The 22,362-nt window shown below is 42.7% G+C and carries 13 protein-coding genes; 7 read left to right on the forward strand and 6 right to left on the reverse strand.

From position 1 onward, the window contains the following. Positions 1–120: 120 nt before the first annotated feature. Complete coding sequence (locus F824_RS25440; protein WP_081624967.1) at positions 121–294, reverse strand: PLDc N-terminal domain-containing protein; 174 nt, start codon at positions 292–294, stop codon at positions 121–123. 269 nt (positions 295–563) lie between these two features. Between F824_RS25440 and F824_RS0101895 the strand changes: the two genes are divergently transcribed. Both F824_RS0101895 and F824_RS0101900 read left to right on the forward strand, forming a co-directional pair. Beyond that, on the forward strand, positions 564–3,122 hold the full coding sequence (locus F824_RS0101895) for a M14 family metallopeptidase (protein ID WP_033405031.1): 2,559 nt from the start codon (positions 564–566) through the stop codon (positions 3,120–3,122). 237 nt (positions 3,123–3,359) lie between these two features. Next, a complete protein-coding gene (locus F824_RS0101900; protein WP_019596154.1) occupies positions 3,360–3,863 on the forward strand; it encodes a hypothetical protein in 504 nt (167 codons plus the stop codon). A 107-nt stretch (positions 3,864–3,970) separates the two neighbouring features. Here the strand turns inward: F824_RS0101900 and F824_RS0101905 are convergent, their stop codons facing one another. From F824_RS0101905 to F824_RS0101915, 3 genes are read right to left on the reverse strand one after another with little or no spacing between them, the layout of a single operon-like run. Then, positions 3,971–5,089 carry a Gfo/Idh/MocA family protein gene (locus tag F824_RS0101905; protein WP_019596155.1) on the reverse strand — a complete coding sequence of 373 codons (1,119 nt, stop codon included), beginning with the start codon at positions 5,087–5,089 and terminating at the stop codon, positions 3,971–3,973. 56 nt (positions 5,090–5,145) lie between these two features. Further along, on the reverse strand, positions 5,146–6,006 hold the full coding sequence (locus F824_RS0101910; protein WP_022582182.1) for a sugar phosphate isomerase/epimerase family protein: 861 nt from the start codon (positions 6,004–6,006) through the stop codon (positions 5,146–5,148). A gap of 17 nt (positions 6,007–6,023) precedes the next feature. Beyond that, positions 6,024–9,521, reverse strand: a complete 3,498-nt coding sequence (locus F824_RS0101915) for a PVC-type heme-binding CxxCH protein (protein ID WP_026333442.1) — start codon at positions 9,519–9,521, stop codon at positions 6,024–6,026. A 157-nt stretch (positions 9,522–9,678) separates the two neighbouring features. Here F824_RS0101915 and F824_RS0101920 point away from each other — a divergent pair, with 157 nt between their 5' ends. The 3 genes from F824_RS0101920 (at position 9,679) to F824_RS0101940 (ending at position 14,224) form a co-directional block, all read left to right on the forward strand. Beyond that, on the forward strand, positions 9,679–10,551 hold the full coding sequence (locus tag F824_RS0101920) for an AraC family transcriptional regulator (RefSeq protein ID WP_019596158.1): 873 nt from the start codon (positions 9,679–9,681) through the stop codon (positions 10,549–10,551). Positions 10,552–11,233: 682 nt separating this feature from the next. After that, complete coding sequence (locus F824_RS26755; protein WP_019596161.1) at positions 11,234–13,240, forward strand: T9SS type B sorting domain-containing protein; 2,007 nt, start codon at positions 11,234–11,236, stop codon at positions 13,238–13,240. A gap of 9 nt (positions 13,241–13,249) precedes the next feature. Continuing rightward, complete coding sequence (locus tag F824_RS0101940) at positions 13,250–14,224, forward strand: PorP/SprF family type IX secretion system membrane protein (protein WP_019596162.1); 975 nt, start codon at positions 13,250–13,252, stop codon at positions 14,222–14,224. Here F824_RS0101940 and F824_RS0101945 read toward each other — a convergent pair. Further along, positions 14,221–15,522: a peptidoglycan DD-metalloendopeptidase family protein gene (locus F824_RS0101945; protein WP_019596163.1), complete on the reverse strand. Its 1,302-nt coding sequence runs from the start codon at positions 15,520–15,522 to the stop codon at positions 14,221–14,223. The two genes, F824_RS0101940 and F824_RS0101945, sit on opposite strands and share 4 nt — an antisense overlap. 309 nt (positions 15,523–15,831) lie before the next feature. On the opposite strand from F824_RS0101945, the gene aspS reads away from it, so the two are divergent. Next, entirely contained in the window at positions 15,832–17,589 is a 1,758-nt protein-coding gene (gene aspS / locus F824_RS0101950; RefSeq protein WP_019596164.1) for an aspartate--tRNA ligase, read from the forward strand. A 259-nt stretch (positions 17,590–17,848) separates the two neighbouring features. On the opposite strand, the gene F824_RS0101955 is transcribed toward aspS, so the two are convergent. After that, positions 17,849–18,541, reverse strand: a complete 693-nt coding sequence (locus F824_RS0101955) for a lysoplasmalogenase (protein ID WP_019596165.1) — start codon at positions 18,539–18,541, stop codon at positions 17,849–17,851. 359 nt (positions 18,542–18,900) lie between these two features. Here F824_RS0101955 and F824_RS0101965 point away from each other — a divergent pair, with 359 nt between their 5' ends. Further along, positions 18,901–22,254: a TonB-dependent receptor gene (locus F824_RS0101965; RefSeq protein ID WP_026333443.1), complete on the forward strand. Its 3,354-nt coding sequence runs from the start codon at positions 18,901–18,903 to the stop codon at positions 22,252–22,254. Positions 22,255–22,362: the final 108 nt, after the last annotated feature.

Genomic DNA, 22,362 nt, shown 5'->3' on the forward strand with positions numbered 1-22,362 from the left:
CAATAAAATATATGCATTTTTGATTTCACCTGATAGGTAAAACACCTTGTTCTTCAAATAGGTTGATTTCCTTGCAGTTTCACCTCCTATTTGGAAACCGAATGCACATTTCGGATTAAATCAGATCCTGTTTTTACGACCGAAAAGAAACCACAGAATCGTACCCAAAAAAGGCAAAAATATCACCACCAAAATCCAGACGATTTTATCGTTGCCGGTCCCGAAGCCACTGGTGATGACATCATAAATGGTGAAGGCATAAATGGCAAGTCCAATAATTCCCAATCCAAACATTGTTTTCGTTTTTAAGTGTTGTTGTTTTTTATTGCTGAACATTCCTGCCCCGAATGTTTGTTGAATCCGTTGGGGGAACAGTTTGTTGCGCCAACGTGAAATCAGCAAGGGAGTAAAACAACGGAAAATAACCGGGGATCGCAAAAAAAGGCAAAAGGGAATTTGATGGAACTCGGTCAAGTTTTTTGACCTTCCAAACCAATTATTCATGATTAACTGATTTTATTGATCAGTTTTGGTTGATTTTGAATGCATAAATGAATAGAGATATGATAAAGCGGATTTGTTTCACCCTACTCATCGTTGTCTTGGCGCTAAAGGCCGAGGCACAAAACGTCGAATTGAAATACTATCTTCCAGAGGGCTACACGTATAATCCTGCCATTCCGACTCCTGAGTCTGTCCTTGGATTTGAAGTGGGGGAATGGCATGCCTCCTACGATCAAGTTTTGATGTACATGCGGGCCGTAGCGACTGCATCCGACCGGGTTACGCTTGAGGAGATTGGAAAAACGTATGAAAAACGCCAACAGGTTTTATTGACCATCACTTCTCCTGCAAATCTCGGGAAAATTGATGCCATCAAATCGGAGAGAAAAAAACTCCGAAATCCTGCAGCAAATGTTGCCCTCGCAACCATGCCTGTGGTCATCTATGCAGGATATTCTGTTCATGGCAATGAGCCCAGCGCTGTAAATGCCGCCCTGCTCTCCGTTTACCATTTTGCAGCTGCAAATGAGGTGGCGGCAGATTTGGAAAATGTGGTTTTGCTTTTGGATCCAGCCTTGAACCCAGATGGTGTGAACCGATTTGCCTCTTGGGTAAACTCCAACAGAAGCTACCACATGAATGGTGATCCCAACAACAGGGAATTGAACGAGCCTTGGCCAAGAGGAAGAACCAATCATTACTGGTTCGACTTGAACAGGGATTGGCTGCCTGTCCAGCATCCCGAATCCCGAAACCGGGTGGCAAAAGTGCAGGAGTGGACCCCAAATCTCCATTTGGATTTTCACGAAATGGGGACCAACAGCACCTTTTTCTTTCAGCCGGGAATACCCAGCCGGAACCATCCGCTGACACCCAAGAAAAATTTTGAGCTGACCGAAAAAATCGGGCAATACCACGCCAGATATCTTGACAAAATTGGATCACTTTATTACAGCCAAGAAAGCTTTGATGATTTTTATTTCGGCAAAGGGTCCACCTATCCCGACATTCAGGGGTCTATCGGCATCCTGTTCGAACAAGCCTCCTCAAGGGGACATTTGCAGGAAAGCATTTATGGTCCCTTGACCTTTGCCTTCACGATCCGCAACCAATTTACCACGACCTTGTCCTCATTTGAAGCGGCCAAAAACATGCGGGTTGAGATGAATACCTACATGCGGGATTTCTACAGGGATGCAAAGAAGGAGTATGATCTGGATACCAACAAGGCCTATATTTTTGGGTCAAAAGACGATGGGGGGAAAACATTCCATCTGGCGGATATGGTACTCCAGCATGACATCGATCTTTTCAGCTTAAAAGAAGACATTACCATCAATGGGGTGGAATTCAAAAAAGAAAAATCCTTCATCGTTCCCTTGAACCAACCACAATATAAGTTGATCAAAGGATTGTTTGAAACCCGGACAAATTTTCAAGACAGCTTATTTTACGATGTATCCGCTTGGACCATGCCGATGGCATTCAACCTGGATTTCATGGAGTTGAGCAGCAGGATATTGAACTTGGCCAATGTCGAGCAGGTGGACAAGTCCCTGAAGCTTCCAAAAGGAAAGGTTACCGGAGAAGCTGGGGCATATGCCTTTGTTTTTGAGTGGGCAGAATACTATGCCCCGAAAGCAGCTTATGCACTCTTGGAAAAAGGCTATCAGGTAAGGGTCAGCCACGAAGAAGTCATCCTCCCCAATGCCAAAACCCTGAAGCGCGGGAGCATTTTCTTGGCCAAAGGCCAATCCACTGTTTCTGATGAGGTCTTTTTCAATGACATGGTAAAAGCCGCCGAGACTTCTGGGATTGAAATTTTTGCCTTGAATACCGGCTATACAAATGGCGTCAATGTCGGATCTCCAAGCATGGATGTCCTGACCAAACCAAGTATTGCACTTTTGGTGGATGGCGGAGTGGCCAGCAGTGAGGCTGGTGAAATCTGGCATTTATTGGATCAGCGGTATGAAATGCCCATCACCTTATTGCCCGTAGATCGCTTCAACGGAGCGGATCTTGGCCGATACAATGTCATTGTGATGCCCAATGGAAACTATGCTTCCTTGGGAAAAACCGGTGCGGACAAAGTGAAACAGTGGGTAAGGGCGGGAGGAACCTTGATCGCCAGGGGATACGCCATGAGCTGGCTGGACCAAAATGAAGTTGCGGAATTTAAGTTTAAGCAAGAATCCGAAAAGGTGGAAGTCCTTCAAAAAAATTATGCGGAATTTGACAATGCTTCAGGTGCAAAAGGAACTGGCGGTGCCATATTCAATGTGAAATTGGATATTACCCACCCGATCGGGTATGGCTATGAAAAAACCGAAATGTTTACTTTCAGAAGTGGCAACCAATTCCTCCTTCCATCTGAGAATCCTTATGCAAATCCACAGGTTTATACCGATAGTCCCTTGGCAAGTGGTTACGTTTATCCCTACAATTTGGAACAAATGAAGCGTTCGGCATCTATCCGGGTATCCTCCCAAGGAAATGGCCGGGTAATCGGTTTTGTGGACAATCCGAATTTCAGGGCATTCTGGTTTGGGACAAACAGATTGTTTATGAATGCGATTTTCTTTGGACAGACGATTAAGAGTGGAACCGGTCGATAAAAGAGATTCCTTCTCTTCCTCATTTCCATGTCTTACCTTTAGTCTCTCACGCTAAAAATTAAACTTCTTGTATTATAAGTGGTGCATTCCCGGGATTTCTTAAATAGCCCGAGAGTGCTCCATTTTTTGATAATTGAAATTTTCTTAAGGTTCAACTCTGGTTTTTGATTTTATATTTGGCAAAAAGTTTTAATTATCTAGCGCAAACCACTATTTTGCGTAATATTTGTTTATCAAATGATTCAGAAACTCTTTCCATTAGACAAGAATTACATTTTAAGACAAGCACAGACTGTTTTAGAAGATAATCTCATGGATTCCATGGCTTTTGAATTGAAAAAATCCTACACCTTTCTTTACAATTCTTTGGGGTTGATGGATGAAACGTATGCACAGATCCTTGATGCCTACGATTTTCCAAAAGACAGATTGCGCGTAATCTATTGCCAACTCTCCGGGATTTATCGCTACAAGTACGGTTCCAACCAATTGGAATTGTTGTTCGACGGAAGGTCACATTTCGAAAAATTTCAGGAAGATTGGTCCAAACAGTTGATGGAATGGGTGAAAGAATTGGGCAAGCATGAACAATATGTAAAGACGATGCTGAGAATGACCCTGCTTTTTGACACGGATTCCCGGGCCGAATGGTCTGAAAATCATTGCAAAGCATTCATCAACGAATACTTTGACCTGAAAATCATCAAGCGAAAAGGAGAACTGAAACTTAAGATTGCATAAATAACAAAACCGCCGATAAAAGCGGTTTTGTTCGTTTTTGGTTGGTGGTTTAGTTAATGTTTTTGATTTTTTATCCAAAAGGAATTTCAAAGATTAGAATACAATCCCTATTTTTCTTCGATGGTAAACTCCGGAAGATGGAGGATTTCGCCACCCTTCATGGCCGACTCATGCGCCAATATGCCCACACAAGTGATGTTTGCGGATTGTCTGGCATTGGGATACGGCGATTTCTGCAGGTGAAGTGCATTCAAAAACTCATTTACCAAATGTGGATGCGACCCTCCATGACCTGAGCCTTGGATAAAGGACAAATGCTGATTATCGTCCGAATCGTACACCCCTGCAGTGGTAAAGGAAGCAATTTCCTCAGGCAATAAATGGCCATAATCAGGAATGGTCACTTTTGAAGGAACCTCTCCGGTATGGACCACACTTTGTTCATGCTCCACAAGCGTCCATTCGAATGATTTTTTGGAGCCATAGACATCGAAACTCTCTCTGTACTGTCTTGCAGTGTTGAAAAGTGAGCGTGTCACCTCTGCGGAAAGATCAGAATCCTTCAGTTTGATGTGGCAAGTTTCCACTGCAAAAGGAGACCCATATTTTTCGATAAGGTTTTCATCGATCCTGCCCGAACCAAAACAAGACACATATTCTGCCTGCGCTTTTGGCAAAGCCAATACAGGACCCACACAATGCGTGGCATAATGCATGGGCGGAAGGCCCTCCCAGTATCCAGGCCATCCCGCCATTTCCTGCTGATGGCTGGCTCTTAGAAATTGGATTTTTCCCAATTCTCCCTTTTCATACATTTCCTTCACAAATAGGAATTCCCTGCTGTAGATGACGGTTTCCATCATCATGTAGGTCAATCCTGTTCGCTCGGTTTCCTCCACGATCTGGCGGCATTCCTCCACGGTGGTCGCCATGGGAACTGTACAGGCCACGTGCTTTCCGGCACGGAGCGCTTTCAAGGCTTGTTCTGCATGGGATTGAATAGGCGTATTGATATGAACGGCATCGATTTCCGGATCCTTTAACAATTCATCATAATCCGTATATCTTTTTTCGATGCCAAATGCATCCCCGATTTCATCCATTTTGCTTTGGCTTCTCTGGCAGATGGCATACATGTTTGCCAAGGGATGCTTTTGATAAATCGGGATAAATTCAGCGCCGAAACCCAATCCTATGATAGCGATGTTGATTTTTTTTTGAGTCATGGTAAATTTGGTTTATTGTTCAACTAAGAATTGAAATTACGCTCGTGGACTTTATTTCAGTCTTTGGCCCATTGCTTCAGGAATTGGATGCCGTCTGAAGCAAAGGCATCTTGGCTTTCTGCCAGCGGCTTCCAAATACAAACGGCTCCCGCCAATTCCTTGACGGAAGGAGTGAAACTTTCGATGGAGACCACTCCCTGATAATCGATTGCTTCCAAGCCTCGCTTGATGGAATCCCATCGGGTTTGTCCCTGACCAGGCGTTCCCCTGTGGTTTTCGGAAACTTGGACGTGGAGGAGTTTATTCCCCGCCTGTCGAAAGGCCATTTCCATGTCAGGTTCTTCGATGTTCATGTGAAAACCATCCAGCAAGACCTTTGCTGCAGGGTGATTGATGTCACCGATCAGCCGCATCAAGTCCTTTGTGTTGTTGATCAGATCACTTTCAAAACGGTTCAAGGGTTCCAAAGCAATTTCCTGTCCCAGGGCTGCTGCCATTTGGCATACCTTATACAGGTTCTCTGCGGCTCGGTTCCATTCTATCTTCCTTTGTTCCGGAGAAACCGATCGGGCTTTTCCCACTGCGGAATACATTGGGCCGGCCACAAAGCTTGAACCCAATTCCGCGCTGATTTCCAAACATTTTTGGATGTAATCAAAGCTGACTTGGTGGAAAGCAGGATCGTCATGTGTGAGATCCCTGGTAGGGCCAAAAGCCCCACAGATGATCGCTTCCAAACCATTGGCTTCAAGAGCCTCCCTTATTTTTATTACGTCAATCAAGGCCGGATCTTCCACAGGTATTTCTACCGCATCATAGCCCATTTTTTTTATTTTGGCAAAGAGGGATATCGTTTCCGTTTGGAAAGGCGATGTCCAAAGCCAGGTGCTTACACCCAATCTGATATTTAAAGACATGTTTGGCTATTTTGATTTTATTCCACTTTCATTATCCCATTCATGATTCTCCAGTGCCCCGGTACGGTACAGATGTAGGGATAATCCCCGGGTTTGCTTGGGGCGATGAAGACCAAGGATTCACTTCCTTCCGGATTGATGAGTTTGGATGCTATGATGATTTCGGACATTTTTGGGATAAAACTCTGTTCCATTCCCTTCGGATCCCTGGCAAGTTCATCCGCTGCTTTTCCGACTTTCTCCATTGTGCCGGGCATGGCGAGGACAAAATTGTGTTGCATAAAATCTTTGTTCTCGAAATCAAGGGTGACTTGTTGTCCGGCCTTAACGGTGAATGTCGGTTTGTCAAATTTCATTTCATGCGGAATCACACCCATTTTGATGATCACGGCACCTTTTGAGGTTTCCGTGGCTGCAATTGCACCGGATTTCCCGTTTTGTGCAAGGGTTTCAAAGGAAGGATTTTTAAGCCCCAAATAACTGTTTCGGTCCAGTCTGCCATTGAACCAGAACGGTTTTGGATATTCACCAACCTGGTTGTCTCCCATGTTGTCTTGTCCAACCCGTACGGCTGCTGGTTGGAAAGCGGTCACAAATAGTCCTGTGGCTTTCCCTTTTGCAACTTGGTTTCCGTTGATCTTAAGTTCCATGGTGCCATCCTCCAATAAACTGGCGTTGATCAGGAATTTTTCCTGGGGGAGATTTTTGGAAGAGGAAATCTTGAAGCTTTTACCACCTTGCTTGACAAGCCAATGGATCGCCTTGTTTTCTACATAAAGGCTGTAGCCATTATCTTTTCCGCCTTGGGCGACAATAATCCCTTGGAGGTCATTTTCCGACTTGCTCAAGGTCACCCTGATCTGGATTTCTTTTCCGGTTACATCCGGTGGAAACGCAATCGCAGACCTTCTGTCCAAATTGTATTCTTCGGCAGTAAGGCTTTTGGAGAGCTTCTCATTCAGGGACCACAAAGAATCCGGCTTATCCATGGAAACTAGGGAACCGAAATTTTCTTCAAAGGAGACCGGATGCGTAAGGACGGCGGAAAATAGGGCTTGTGGCAAATATTTGTCCTTGCCATTGTCTTCCTCCATACTCGCTTGGTAAAGAAGTTTGCCAGCATCTGGGGAAGTAGGAGAATCCGCAACTGCCAAGAAAGCTGTTTTTCTGGTGTTCAAATCCTTGTCCTTCAACAAACCTGCGTCGATGATGGCTTTCAAACTTTCTTCCGTTTTTGGCAAAACATCAATGGCATTTTTTCTAACGCCCGCAGCTGGGTGTTTCAATGCAGTGGTGACGATTCGTATCGCATCCTTGTTGGAACCATCCAATGTGCCTAATCCATGTAGGGACCACAAAGCATGAACAGCAGGACTGTTCAATCCGATTTCGTCTGTTTTTTTATCTTCGATCAGTTTGAAAAGATCATTGATGATGCTTTTGTTTTGGTTTTCCACGATCGTCCGTTGGGCGACCAATCTCCAAAACATATTGTCGCTTTTCAATCCGGCAATGATTTCCTTGTTCTTGTCTTTGTCTATTGTGATCGGTTTATAATCGTCTGCACCTTTGTAAACCAAACGATAGATTCTTCCATGCTTGGCATCCCGAAGGGGATTGATGTAGGCATTTCCTTCTCCATTGTCAAAGCCTTTTGGGGTAGGATTGTGCTGAATGATGAAATTGTACCAATCGGCAATCCAAAGTGCGCCGTCAGGCCCCACTTCGGCGTGTACGGGAGAAAACCATTCGTCGGAACTTGCCAGAATGTTGAAGCCGTTTTTTTCCTTGAAACCTGAGCCGTCTTTCTCGATGATCGCATTGTGCAACACCCTTCCTGTTGGCTCGGCCACAAATGCCACCCTGTTCCAATAAGATTTGGGGAAGCTTCTGGCCGTGTAAAAATTATGGCCCGCGGCTGCGGTATAACTACCATGCCAATCCACCTGACGGAGATAAGGTGTCAGGTGCGGCATATCATAATGGGTGTCTATTCCATGAATTGCATTGTTGGATCCGCCATGAATGGACCTGCGGACATGCTTGTTGGGCATGGCCAAATAGGCACTGTGCTGGCCGTTTGCCGTGGAGATAAAGACATTGAACTCTTCGGTAAAGCCCAAACCCCAGGTATTGTTGCTGGTAGAACCAAGGAATTCAAAGTTTTTCCCGTCGGGTTCAAAATTGTACAAACCTTGACCGAATGAGAATTCTTTTCCATCGATTTCACCTTTGAAACCGGAGTAGCCCAAGACTCCCCAGATTTTGTTGTCGATGCCATATTTCAGGTTGGATGGTCCTGCATGGGTATCGCTTTTTCCCCATCCGGTGATCACAACTTCCCTAAGATCTGCTTTTCCATCACCATTGGTGTCCTTGAGAAAAATAAAATCAGGGGCCATGGAAATCATGATGCCGCCGTTGACAAATACCATACTGGTAGGGATATTCAATCCTTCAGCAAAGACCGTGATTTTGTCTGCTTTGCCATCACCGTTGGTGTCTTCCAGGATTTTGATGCGGTCATTTCCGCCTTCCTTGCGGACTTCATTTGGGTAATCCTCGGTTTCTATTACGTATAATCTTCCTTGATCATCCCAGGCAATGGCCATGGGATTTACAATATCTGGCTCTGAAGCAAACAATTGAAGTTCAAAATCTACTGGAACCTGAACAAGTTTCATGGATTCCTCTGGTGAAAGGGGAAGTTGAAACCTAGGTGCAGGATCTCTTTTCTCGTAATTTGGAATGTCCGCATCCTCAAAAACAGGGGTAGGGATGGCATAGTCCGCCACTTGTTTGGCCACTTTATCGCCTACGGCCCACAATACGCCATTTGCCACCAAGTTGTGAAATTCCACTTGGGACCAAGTGCGCTCATCATGGCCATAAGCAGTGTAGAAAACCCTGCCTTTGCCTTGGTTTCTCACCCAAGTCCAGGGTTCGCGATGCTCCCCATCGACTCTTTCCATCAATACAGTCATGTCCGGATTCAATTGGGAATGAACATAGGTTTCGTCCCAAGTCGAAAATTCGTTGATCCCCTTGATGACGGGATGAGAATTATCCACAATGTCGACGGTAAAATCCCCCGTGCCGTGGGATTTGAATTGGCCCCCAACAGCCTCGACAAACCATTCCGAATTGCGGAAACAGAATGAGGCGCTATGGATCGGAACCATTGCTTTGCCACCTTCCACAAAATCCTTCAGGGCTTTTTCCTGCTCTTTGGTGATTTCATCGTGGTTGGCGTAGATCATGATGCCATCATACTTATTGAGGTTCTCCTCGTTTAAGTCATTTGGATCCGCGGTATAGGTCAGGTTGATTCCCTTTTGGAACAAGGGCATGGCCAACATCGGCATCAGTTTTTCAGAATCGTGGTGCTTGCTTTCATGACCCAGGAAAAGAATTTCCACTCTCCTGGGATCTGAGGATAACCCCCACTTTTTTGACTTTCCCCCACATCCCAAAAGCAGGAAAATGGAGAAGATGAGCAATCCTATTGTTCTCATTGTGTTTAGGCTTTTGGGCATTGGAATTCAGTATTGATTTGAAAGACTAATTTGGACATTAATGATTTTTCATTCTCACTGTTTTTTATCTAATTCTGACTGTATTTTGTCATTTATTTTTGTTTTCGGGTTTAATAATAGCATAATTGTATGAATAATGAAGCAACCACTTAAAAAATCGAGAATTCCAGACAACAAGGCTTTTGTGGTCAAAGAGCTTTTCGCACCCTTTTTCGACAAAAACTGGCACTTCCACCAAGAGTATCAATTGTTTTTGGTTTTGGAAGGAAAAGGGATCCGGTTTGTTGGGGATATTATGAAGCCTTTTAAGGCCGGAGACATGGTTTTCTCAGGACCCAATTTGCCGCATTTATGGAGAAATGACCAGGAGTTTTTTGACAAGTCAAATGGCTTGAGCACCCACGGGATCGTGGTTTATTTTCCCGAAGAATTTATGGGGAATGCATTCCAGACCAAAGAAGAATTTGAGGCGATCAAGCTGATGTTGCAGAAAGCTTCTCGCGGTTTGGAGGTTGTGGGCAAGACCAACCTTATGCTGCAGAAGATGATGAAGGATCTGGTGAAACGCAAAGGAATTGAAAGCATTATTCAGTTGCTCAGGATACTGGAAACCCTGGCACATTCAACGGATTGTTTCCCAATTGTCCAGGCAGATTATGCCAATCTCAACAAGGAATCCGAAAAGGACCGCATGAGCCAGGTGTATGAATTTGTGATGGACAATTTCCAACAAAAAATACGCTTGGAAGAAGTGTCCTCGCTTGCCAACATGACGGTAAGTTCCTTTAGCCGGTATTTTACCTCCAGAATGAACAAATCCTTTTCGGATTTTTTGACCGATGTCCGCATCAGTCACGCCTGCAAACTCTTACACGAGCAGGATCTGAATATCAGTGAGGTGGGCTATGAAAGCGGATTCAACACCCTATCCAATTTCAACAAGCTTTTCAAAGATAAAATGGGCGTAACGCCTTTGGTTTACAAAAAGGATTACCTCAAAACTTTCTAGAAGGGTAAGGTTCCAGTGCTTTTTCCCATTGCAATAAAACAAGCCAAGATTGGTCGACCCAGGCTTATGCATGGCCAATTCTATCCCATCCGAAAACTGCCCCATAATCAGTCCTTGTTTGCTGTTTAGACTTCGCTACATGGGTACTAGGCCTTAATCTCCAAATAGTCTGATTTTCCTGCAGATTCAAGCCCTATTAGAAAGGCCAATCCATATTTCGGGTTGAATTCACCTGCTTGAATTTTAAACCATATATCCCTCAGGACGTTTATTAGATTGTAACCAATACAATTTAATATGCAGTGGAGTTTGGATAGGATTATTCCCCAAGGGATTTTGGGAGATAATTACAGGTTGAGATTGATCAAAGAATATCTCAAAAAAATCAAAAATGAAAAGTTAATCAAAATCAAGAAGGGCTAATCGGCCCTTTTTTTTATTTTTGAATGGGCATCTCCCGTATTTTTTCAAAATATATACACAAAAATCAATTTCAAAACTTAAAAAACGCATTTAATAGGAATATTATCACGGAAAAATTTGTTTATGAAAAGCAAAAATGTGTATTTTTACGACATAATAAATTCCTTGAGACATTAGAGATTCCATTCTGGGACATCAAACAAGTTTTAAGCGGTTTTGAACAACTGATTTTAAAATACTACCAAAAGAAATACCTGGAATGATGAAAAATATTTATCTAGATGTCAACTTCAAGGCAAATGATAAAACATCATTTTTTTCAAAGTCAACTCCGGGACTTTTGTTATTGCTTTTCATGTTTATTTTTTCGACCCATTCCTTATCGGCACAAGCCGTAAATGAACAGTCCAATACCCATACATCCTCAAACTGCCAAAACCCCACAAGAATCGAAGGCATGGTTTTCATTGAAAACACTGGTAAATCCTTGAAAGGCATTCCTGTTTTGTTGGTTCCACAGGATGGTGTTTCTGGTGGAGTTCAGATGCAGGTCACCAATGCGGAGGGCAAATATTATTTCATGAACATGGCAGCAGGCAAGTATTTGCTCCAAATAGGAGATGCGAACCTGAACCACAGCAAAGCTCTATATGCAGTGGAATCCAACATGTTTATTGCCGAAATCAAATCTTGTGACCACCAAACAAAGAACTTTGGGTATTCAAATACCTCCCAATCCGTTATCGGGAATTTTGTTTGGTACGATTTCAATGGCAATGGCATTCAAGACGAATGGTTTGATGCCAATGAGGATGGGAAAATCACCCAAAATATCCCTGACCAAAATGGATATGTGGATTTTGAAAACTGGGAATGGATAGACCTGAATGGTGATGGCAGCTACGAAGGCACGGAAAATATCGGTGAACTGAACAAGGCCGGTTTGGGAAATCAAAAAAGCGCAAATATATTTATTACTGGACCAAACGGCTATTCAAGAGAAGTTGAAATCGATTATTTGGGACATTACATTGACCAACCAACCGAATCTGGTGAATATCAAGTAAGGCTTGAAATGGATGCCCATCTTTCCGCGGCTTCCGAAAAAATGGGTTTTTCCGGAAAGGTCAAAATCATTCCGAATTTTGGGAAAAGGATTTTGGCTATGGAAGAGGAAGATGGCCCGATCATCGATTGTGGTCCGACCAAAGAAAGTCTTTTTGCAATCCAACTTTCAGCCAGAGAGCTTGTGCGTTTCGATATTGACTTCGGGATCAGGTGCCAGGAAAGGCCTCCCGTAAAAGAAATTCTCGCCAATGACATTGACTTGGGAGAGTTTGACAGAAGCTATGGTGGACTTCTAGGAAACATCCTTTCCAATGTCCTGTTTGACGGAAATACAGCCAATCCCAAAGAAGTGGATTTTGAATTTACCGACTTGGATGACGTGATTGGTTTGCTGCTCAATGAAAAAGGAGAAATCAGCCTCATTCCTGAAATGAATGAAGCAAGAAAGTATCGTTTGACATACGTATTGCGCGAAGCTGGGAATCCAGATAACCAAAAAGTGGCTTTCGTCACTTTCAGTTTGAAAAATGACCAATCCGATCTTTCCGTGATCCTGACTTCCAACAAAGTTGAACTTTGGGAGGGCGATGTTTTTGAATACCAGATTGAAATCAGCAACGATGGCGCATTGAAGGCCACGGGAGTAGCCATCACCAATTACCTGCCTGCTGGAGTCACATATTTGAGCAGTTCCGTTTTGGAAAATAAATCCAATATTGAACTGAGCAATCCTTCGTTCGCAGGGAATAAAATCACTTGGAAGGCAGTTGGTTTTCCCACCGATGCCAAGCTTATTTTGGCCGTAAAGGTAAAGTCAAATCCTTTGAATGGGACCAATGTCCGCACCACAACCAATTTGGTGGAGGTTTCTGCAGCCGAAACAGATGTCAACCCACACAACAATGTCGCCGAATTGGTCAATGTCATCCATCCTTTTTTTATCCCAAATGTGATCACCCCCAATGGCGATAACAAGAACGATCGCTTTGAAATTCGAGGAATTGAAACATTTGTGAGCAATAAAATAAAGATTTTCAATAGATTTGGGGACAATGTTTTTGAAAGGACTGCTTACGCCAACAACTGGGATGCAACCGGACAAGCCGAAGGGACATATTATTATGAATTGGTTTCGGTGGACAATCAAGGAGGAATCCATGAGTTCAAAGGTTGGGTACAGGTGGTAAAAGAAAAATAAAAAAGGGAAATGAAAAATACGCTTAGGATCTTGGGAATGATCCTTTCGGGGGGGATGTTTTTCACAAGTACAACCTTCGGCCAACAGCTGCCTCAATTTAGCCAATACGTTTTCAACAACTTACAAGTAAACCCTGGATATGCAGGGTATAAGGGACAAGCTTTTGTACAGTCCACATATCGAAGCCAATGGGTGACTTTTCCAGGAGCGCCAAAAACTTTTTCGGTTGTTGCGGACCTCAGTGCAAAAGAAGGATTGATGGGTTTTGGGTTTTCACTGGTCTCGGACCAAATTGGTCCCACAGGAACTACCACGGCAATGCTCACTTATGCTTACCGCATTCGGATTGGGCAAGAATCTTTTTTGTCCCTTGGCGTCAGTGGAGGGGCATCCGAATATGTCCTTGATGGAGATTTGTTGATGCCAGGTGATGCTGATGATCCTGATTTGCCACAGGGAAGAACAAATATATTCACCCCCAATATGAATGCAGGGCTTTTTTTCAACAGCAATCGATTCTTTGCAGGTTTCAGCACTTTCAATATGGTAGGCAAAAAAGCATTGGAAAGGGAAGACATTGCCTTGGCTTATCACAGCTTTCATTTTTTTCTGACCGCCGGAGCTTTGATTCCTTTATCTGAAAATGTTCAGTTCAAGCCTTCTTTTTTGATCAAAGAGGTGAAAGGAATCCCTACCAATTATGATTTGAATACGATGTTTCTTTTTATGGAAAGACTGTGGATCGGCGCATCTTATCGCTCCAACCTGAAAATGAAAGAAGAAAATCTTCAGGGAAATCTAAATCAAAGAAAAGCAATCGCATTTCTCACTGAAATATTTGCCACGGAAAAATTGAGAATAGGCTATGCCTATGACCACAACCTGAGTGAAATCAACAATTATCGGGACAATTCACACGAGTTTTCCTTGGGGTTCTTTATTTCTCCCAAAAAAGGATTTCCGACAAATGGAAAGTGGTTTTAGCGGGATGACTTCACTCCTGGTTTGGTAGTAGCAACCAATTTTTCAGGGGTTTCAGTGAAAGTAATTGCTGCCAGTTGATTGAGTTTTTCCATTTTGACTTGGTCAAAAGCCATTTTGTTTTCTTTGGAAATGGGATTGGAGGGTGGGATTTTTTCCTGAAGCCAATCTTCTTGTTTCCCATTTTTCCAAAACCTAAAACACAAATGCGGCCCAGTGGCCAAACCTGTACTTCCGACAAAACCGATCACTTGTCCCTGTCTTATCTTGGAGCCAGGCTTCATTCCTGAAGCAATTTTGGACATGTGCAGGTATTGGGTGGTGTATGTACCGTTGTGTTTGATTTTCACATAATTTCCATTTGCGCTTGTATATCGCGCCTCAAGGACTGTTCCGTCACCTACTGATCGGATTTCTGTGCCCGTTGGTGCTGCATAATCGGTTCCAAGGTGGGCTTTGTATCTTTTTTGGACAGGGTGGAATCTTTTCAGATTGTATCTGGAGCTGATTCTGGTGAATTTCAGAGGATCTCTTAGGAAAGCTTTTTTGAAACTATTTCCGTCTTGGTCAAAGAAGTTCACTTCCCCGTCTTGTTCAAAAGGGATGGCGGGATAGGACTCTCCATTGTGTTCAAAAAAGGCCAATTCAATATTTCCATTCCCAATTATCTGGTCTTCAACCAACTTTTGCTCATAGACGATTTTGAATTTGTCGCCTTTTTGAAGTCTTTGGAAATCAACTGCCCAACCGTACAGATCCGCAAATTGATCAACCATATCCGGCGTTATGCCGACCTCCGTCATGTTCACATAAAGATTGCTGGAAATCGTTCCGCCAATCTCAATCTTTCTCAATTCAACAGGTTTTTCTTCTTTATAAACTTCTACATCATCCAATTTAAAAACGACATATTCAGCAGGGTTGGGTTCGTAGATAAAAAACTGGGCTTTGGAGGAATCCTTAGGTGTCAATACGGTGAACTTCTTGTTGAGGGCGATTTTTCTGACGTCAAAAATATCCTTGGATTTTTTGGCGATTTCATCAATGATCTGGTAAGGAATATTGAATGGTGCGAGAATAGTGGACAAAGTAGCATTTTTACCGACAACGCCTTCTACGATGTCTAATTCGTTGACATTGATCCCATAAAGCATCAAATCCTCCTTCATTTCTACCTCGACATCGAGGGAGGAATGAAGTTCTTCCTCTGCCAGCAGCGCCTTATTTTGATTCGAATGGAGATAAATCCCATTCCCCAAGGCCAACAGTAAAAAGCCCACTCCTAACCATTTTTTGTTCATTTTCTTTCAATAATTGGGTTCAATTGGATCAAAGGAATTTAAATTTCGGTCAAATTCCAAATTAAAGTCTGACTAAATCCTTTTAATAAGTATCCTCGCTATTTTTTAAAAACGATTTCATGCTGTAAAAAAGTATATTCAGTGGTTTTATTGTTTAGCTAATTTTTTTCGGAAGGATTGTAAAATCAATATTTTCTTCCCCTTTTTATTGATTTTTCTCGAAGTTTATACGGAATATTTTGTTTCATTTTAGAATACTAAAGTCTGTTTGCCTATCTTTGTCCACTTTAAAAAACAGAAGATTCAACCATGCTTAGAACTCATACTTGCGGAGAATTACGCCTGACAGATGTAAACAAAGAAGTAACCCTAGCAGGATGGGTTCAGCGCGTCAGAAATAAAGGAGGCTTGATTTGGGTGGATTTAAGGGATCGATATGGGCTGACCCAATTGATTTTTGAAGAAGATTCTTCGGAAAAATCCCTTTTGGAAAAAGCCGCTTCCCTTGGCCGTGAATTTGTCATCCATGTCAAAGGAAGGGTCATTGAGAGAACTTCCAAAAACCCAAAAATGCCGACCGGTGAGATAGAAATCAAAGCCGATTTTTTAGAGGTTTTGAATGCCGCCAAAGTCCCACCTTTTATCATTGAGGATGAGACGGATGGAGGCGATGAGTTGAGGATGCGGTACCGTTACCTTGATTTGAGAAGAAATGTGGTTCGGGAAAAACTCCAACTCCGACACCGGATGATGCAGGAGACTCGAAAATACATGGACGGTGAAGACTTCATCGAGGTAGAAACTCCGGTATTGATCAAATCCACTCCCGAGGGAGCGAGGGATTTTGTGGTTCCAAGCCGAATCAACCCAGGCGAGTTTTATGCCCTTCCCCAATCCCCTCAGACTTTTAAGCAATTGCTGATGGTCAGTGGATTTGACAGGTATTTTCAAATTGTAAAATGCTTTCGGGATGAAGATTTGAGAGCCGATCGGCAGCCGGAATTCACCCAGATTGATTGCGAAATGTCTTTTGTGAGCCAAGAGGACATCTTAAATACATTCGAAGGATTGACCAAGCATTTGTTCAAAAATGTGAAGGGCGTAGAGTTGGAAGAAGTCAAAATGATGACTTATGCCGAAGCCATGGAATCCTATGGAAACGACAAGCCGGATTTGAGGTTTGATATGAAATTTGCCAACCTGAATGCAGTTGCCCAAGGCAATGGTTTTCCGATTTTTGACCAAGCCGAATTGGTGCTTGGTATCGCTGCTGGAGGTGCCGGGGAATATACCCGCAAGCAAATCGATGCGCTGACCGAATGGGTGAAACGTCCACAAATCGGTGCAAAAGGACTTGTCTATGTGAAATGCAATCTGGACGGAACGTTCAAATCCTCCGTGGATAAATTTTACGGCCAAGAGGACTTGAAATCCTGGGCAGAAAAAACCGGTGCAGTTCCGGGAGATTTGATCTTGGTCTTGAGTGGCGAAGAGAAGTCCACCCGCAAGCAGATGTCTGAGTTGAGATTGAAAATGGGTGAAGAATTGGGATTGAGAGACCGAAATGTTTTCAAACCACTTTGGGTAGTCGATTTCCCACTTTTGGAGTGGGACGAAGAAAGCCAAAGGTTTCATGCCATGCATCACCCCTTTACGTCTCCCAAGAAAGAGGACATTCCCATGTTGGAAACCGATCCGGGAGCGGTCAGGGCAAATGCCTACGATTTGGTCATCAATGGGGTGGAAATCGGCGGTGGATCCATCAGGATTCACGATCGTGCCACGCAGCAATTGATGTTCAAGCACCTAGGCTTTTCCGATGAGGAAGCGCAAAAGCAGTTTGGGTTTTTGATGGAAGCTTTCGAATATGGAGCGCCTCCACATGGAGGAATCGCTTTCGGATTCGATAGACTCTGTGCCATCTTTGGTGGCTCGGATTCGATCAGGGACTATATCGCCTTTCCAAAGAACAATTCTGGAAGAGATGTGATGATCGATTCGCCGAGTACGATCTCTGAGCAGCAGTTAAAGGAGCTTGCCATCAAGGTAGATTTGACAAAAAACTAAGTATCTCTATTATATCCGCCTATCCAGTTTTCTTTTCAAAGAGGAGCATGGGTAGGTGGATAATTTTTTTATCAGGAAGGAAGACTTGGCTTTTTCAGGAAGTTTTTTAACGAATAAACCTTGTTTTTTTAAGAATGGGAACATTATTGGAATGGGGTCAATTTTTTTAGAGCAGCATCATTTTTTTATAAACAGAAGCTTATTCTTCCCATCTCTTTATGAATGCCCGTTGGATTTTAGGGAATCCATATAAAATCGCTCATGCCTTTACGGATAAATAATGGCTTCTTATCCCCATCACGATCAGCAGTTGGGCGACGATATAGGTACCCATCACAAGGACGCCTGACTCTGGGAAGGGGTTGAAAAAAAGATTCAGGGCCAAAATGCCGTCGGAAATCATAAAAAACAAGCCACCGATAAATACCTGCCAGAAACTCTCGGGTATGGTTTTATGGTATCTTTCCCTGGCCGTAGTCACCATCATTACGATCACCAAAACATAGATGATGACGGGGATTTTCATCTCGTGAAGATTGGGCTGGATCAGGTAATAGACAAAAGCCGCGGAGATGTATATGGGAAGATTGTACAGAAAGAGCTTGATAAAATTGACCTTCCCGATTTCGAAAGGTTTGTTTTGGCTGATTTTAAATCCGATGATCAAACAAATATGGGCCATTAGAAAAGCGCCAAGACCATACAGAAACAGATTCGGGAAAAGCAATAGAATGTCTCCCAGCCAAGAAAAGAAAAGCGCCGAAAGCATGGACTTTCTTAAAATTGTGCCTTCGATCACTTTGCTGATCTGAAAAAAATACATAAATAAACTTAAGATAATGAGTGGCTTGGAATAAATCCTGAGGTCGGAATCTCCCTGAGCCGTAAAAAAAAGATCCAAAACCCCAATAATCAAGAACAAATACAGCCAAAGGATATTGTTATTTTTCATCCGTTACTAATTTTTTGTGTTAAATATATACAGAATCCAGCCATTTGTATCTGTAAAACGGCGTAAAGTTTCGGATTAACATTTTCTTAAAGATTTGTTAACATTTGAAATGACCTCAGAACTTAATTTCAAAATAAAGCGAAAAAACGAGACTCAAAACCATGATAAATGTAAAATAATGGAAAAAAAGAAAATTTCCTTTGCTATTTAATGTTAAGGAATTGTTAAGTAATATTGTGAATAAATGTTAAAACTTAACATTTAGAAAAATAAAAACTAGGTTTTCTCTTCTACATTTGTACTCGGAAAACCAAAACAGAATTAAATCCATTATTCAAATTCCACAAAAATCAAAAATTATGAGGCAAACTTTACTAAAAGGTCTATTTGCGGTGGTGATGCTGTTTTTCGCAGCGAATACCGTGATGGCACAAGTTACAACAAGTTCCGTTCAAGGACTTGTTACCGATTCTTCAGGAGAAACACTTCCTGGAGCGAATGTCGTGGCAATCCATGAGCCGTCCGGTACTAGATACGGTGCTGTTTCCAACATCAATGGAAGGTTTACGCTACCAAATTTAAGAATTGGTGGTCCTTACACCATTCAAGTGAGTTTTATCGGTTACCAAACCCAATCTTTCACGGGAATTAGCCTAAGACTTGGTGAGCCTTATGCTTTGAATGCTGTATTGAGTGATGGAAGTACGGATTTGAATGAAGTGATCATCACTGCCACGTCTTCTTCTGATTTTAATTCGAATAGAACTGGAACGGCGACAAACATCAGCAAGGAGCAGCTCAATGCACTTCCTCAAATCAACAGAAGTGTTACTGAATTTACAAGATTGACTCCTCAAGCAAATGGAACTTCATTTGCCGGTAGAGACGCCAGATACAATAACCTTCAAATAGATGGTGCAAACTTCAACAACGCATTTGGATTGAGTGGAAATCCACTGCCAGGTGGAAATGCACAACCGATCTCTTTGGATGCGATCGAGGAAATCACGGTTAACATCGCACCCTTTGATGTCACCCAATCTGGATTTACTGGAGCAGGTATCAATGCGGTAACAAAATCAGGAACGAACACGATTCAAGGTTCCGCCTATTATTTCGCCAAAAACCAAGATCTTCAGGGAAGAAGAATTGGTGACAATGAAATTGAAAGAGTGGATGCCGGCACTCAAAACTTCGGCTTTAGATTAGGTGGTCCGATCATCAAAAATAAATTGTTCTTTTTCGTGAATGCGGAAAGAGAAGAGCAAACCGGAGCAAATGCTAGTGGAACCAACCTTTGGAGACCTTCCGCAGATGGTGTTGCTGATGCCCAAAACAATATTTCAAGGGTAACAAGACCAGAATTGGAATCAGTGAGAAATCACTTGCTCAACGTTTGGGATTACGATCCAGGAAGATATGAAGGATACGCTTCAGAGGCCAAACAATTCAATACCAAGTTTTTGGCAAGAGTGGATTGGAACATCAACGAGAAGAATAAACTTGCTGTGAGATACAACCAAGTAGTCGGTATCTCTAACCAATTGGCAAACGGCAATTCAGGTCCGTCTCCAAGATCCCCTTTCAACAGGGTTTCTGAAAATTCCATGACCTTTGAAAATGGTAACTATGGGTTTGAAAACTCTGTAAGATCAGTAACCGCTGAATTGAACAGTTATATTTCTCCGAAAGTTTCCAACCAGTTGTTGGCCACTTATTCCAGAATCCAGGACAAAAGAACCTCACCATCTGATCAAATATTTCCATTTGTGGATATTTGGGATGCAGGCAGAGGGAATGGTGATGCCAATTATATGAGTTTTGGTACTGAATTGTTCACATTCAACAACGATGTCATCAACAACAACTACTCGATCATCAACAATTTGACTTATGTAGAAGGCAAACATACCATCACTGGTGGAGTGGCTTTCGAAGTACAAAATTTTGGTAACAGTTTTACAAGAGCGGGGACTTCTTATTACAGATACGCTTCTGTGGAGGATTTCTTGACCACAGGAACACCAAATGAAGTTGCTCCTATCACTTTTGCCTTGACTTATCCATATGCAGGTCAAGAGACATATGCAAGGGTGAATTTTGGATTGGCTTCTATGTATGTTCAGGATAGATACAGTGTCAATGATAGATTGGCTGTTACTTTCGGTGTAAGAGCTGAGTTGCCACTTTATCTGAATGAATTGACTCCAAATCCATCTATTAATGCAATCACTCTCCAAAATCAATTTGGAATGCCAACCAATTACGATTCTGGCACATGGCCAAAATCTAGGTTGATGGTTTCCCCAAGAGCTGGTTTCAACTTTGACGTGAACGGTGACAGAAGCTTAGTCCTTAGAGGAGGAACTGGTGTATTCTCTGGTAGAGTACCATTTGTATGGTTGACGAATATGCCAACTGCTTCAGGTGTTTTGCAAAATACAATCGAGCCAGGAAGTTATGCGCAAGTTGCTCCTTGGATAGGTAATATCACTTTTAACCCAGACAGATACCATTATGTGAAAAACCCTCCTGCTGGTGGTGAAAATGTATTCATCTCCAGCCCAGCTGGCGGAGCTCCGGGATCTTTCGCCCTAGTGGACCAAGATTTCAGAATGCCAATGGTATGGAGATCCAGTTTGGGTGCGGATTATAAATTACCAAACACACCTTTTGTTTTGACCACTGATCTCCTTTATACAAGAGATATCAATGCCGTCTTCCAATATGGTGCAAACAGGGCGGTTTCTAACCTCAGAATGAATTATGGATCCAGTGGAGAACCAGGTGATGCTGGTGATACAAGAGAATTGGTCCAAGGGGCATCTGCTACTTACAATCCAGTGATGGGAGCCAATAATGCAACTATTTTGACAAACACAAGCGTCAAAGGATATGCATTGAGTGCTACAGTAGGACTGACCGTTCCTGATTTCAGAGGATTCTCTGGATCGGTGTTCTACACTTACTCTGAGGCACAAGAAGTTTCTGCAAACGCAGGTTCTTCCGCCAACTCTGCATGGGGTGGAAGCCCAACGATCAATAGTCCAAATGATCAGATGTTGAATATTTCCAACTTTGCATTGCCGCACAGGGTCATTGCAAGCATGAACTACAGGATCGAGTATGCAAACCATTTTGCAACTACCTTTGGTGTGTTTTTTAATGGATCGCACCAAGGAAGATTCTCTTATGTATATGGAAACGACCTGAACGGTGATGGCATCAATGCTGATCTTCTTTACCTTCCAAGAAATTCAAATGATTTGAACTTTGTGAACATCGTTCAAAGTGGCAATGTGGTTTTCACAGCACAGGAGCAAAGAGATGCATTTGATGCATTTGTTTCTGCCAACGGTTTGGAAAAATACAGAGGCGAATACGTCCCTAGAAATGCTTTCTTGTCTCCTTGGTTGAACAGGTTTGACGTCAGGGTACTTCAGGATATTTATACCAATATCGGTGCAAGAAGAAATACACTTCAACTTTCCCTTGACATTGTGAACTTTGGAAATCTCTTGAATAACGAATGGGGAATTCAGGAAAATCTGAATAATGCTCAAAGATTGTTGTCAAGATCAGGCTCAGTTAGTGCAACACCTGCCTTCAACATGGTTAGAGTTTCCAACCAATTGCCGAATACTCCGTTCCAAAATGCATCTGGTTTTGGAACGACTTGGAGCATGCAAGTTGGTTTGAGATATATTTTCTAATAAAATAATTATTTAAAAAAAAAGGCCACTCTTTTGAGGAGGGTACTGAAAAAGTGGTTAATTATCAAAAGAGGCTGTTTTCTATGTAGCAAACAGCCTCTTTTTCTG

The organism is Rhodonellum psychrophilum GCM71 = DSM 17998, from assembly GCF_000381545.1.
Classification (GTDB): Bacteria; Bacteroidota; Bacteroidia; order Cytophagales; family Cyclobacteriaceae; genus Rhodonellum; species Rhodonellum psychrophilum.